Source organism: Phormidesmis priestleyi BC1401, from assembly GCF_001650195.1.
In the GTDB taxonomy this organism is placed as follows: domain Bacteria; phylum Cyanobacteriota; class Cyanobacteriia; order Leptolyngbyales; family Leptolyngbyaceae; genus Phormidesmis_A; species Phormidesmis_A priestleyi_B.
This window is the reverse complement of record NZ_LXYR01000166.1, coordinates 1-1075: the sequence shown is the minus strand read 5'-3', so window position 1 is coordinate 1075 and position 1075 is coordinate 1. Positions and strand designations below refer to the sequence as shown.

The 1075-nt window shown below is 45.1% G+C and carries 1 protein-coding gene; it reads left to right on the top strand.

Annotated elements, in window-relative coordinates; genetic code table 11:
• Positions 1 to 116 precede the first annotated feature (116 nt).
• Positions 117 to 1067, top strand: coding sequence for an aldo/keto reductase (locus tag A8707_RS26220; RefSeq protein ID WP_068820391.1), 951 nt, complete (start codon positions 117 to 119; stop codon positions 1065 to 1067).
• The last annotated feature ends 8 nt before the right edge of the window (positions 1068 to 1075 follow it).

Below are 1075 nucleotides of genomic sequence, written 5' to 3'. Positions count from 1 at the left end.
TGATCTTCCAACTTTAGGCTGATGTTCAACGAGATTGTTAAAATCACGCTTAACAAGCATTCTTAAGTGGTTGAGCTTAAGCTTACACAGATGGAATCATTGAGCAAGAACAAAAAATGACAAATTCAGAAATGCAATACCGAGAACTGGGCAGCACCGGAGAAAAAGTTTCTGCGATCGGACTTGGGGGTTGGCATCTTAGCTTAAAGCACGTCGATGAAGCTTTAGCCATTCGGATTGTGCGAACGGCAATCGATCGCGGCATTACCTTTATGGATAACTGTTGGGATTACAACGATGGACTCAGCGAAGTTCGTATGGGTAAAGCACTCCGCGATGGCTACCGCAACAAAGTGTTTCTCATGACAAAAATTGATGGTCGCTCTAAAAAAGTTGCCGCCCAGCAAATTGATGAATCTCTAAAGCGTCTTCAGGTAGATCACCTCGATTTAGTCCAGTTCCATGAAGTGCTGCGGTTTGAAGATCCCCATCGCATTTTTGATCCGGAAGGTGCTTATGCAGCTGTCGTTGAGGCTCAACAAGCGGGTAAGCTCCGCTACATCGGTTTTACAGGACACAAAGATCCTGAAGTTCATCTGCATATGCTTACCGTTGCCGCTGAACATGACTTCAAATTTGACACAGCTCAAATGCCGCTAAATGTAATGGATGCTCACTACCGCAGCTTTGCGAAGCGAGTTGTACCAGAATTGGTCAAACAAAACATTGGTATTCTTGCCATGAAAACGATGGCAAATGGAATCTTATTGCGATCGAACACGGTTACTCCGATCGAGTGTCTACACTACGCGCTGAACCTGCCGACATCGGTTGTAATTACAGGAATTGACAGTATGGAGATTTTGGATCAAGCGTTTGAAGCAGTGCAAACCTTTCAACCGATGACTGAACAGCAAGTGAAAGCGTTGTTAGCAAAAACAGCAGAAGCGGGCGCACATGGAGAATTTGAGCCGTTCAAAACCTCATCAATCTTCGATGGCACTGCTCAAAATCCTGATTGGTTAGGCGAGGAGCCAGAGCGAATTCAGCAGTTAATGTCAGCGTAAAGCATGAG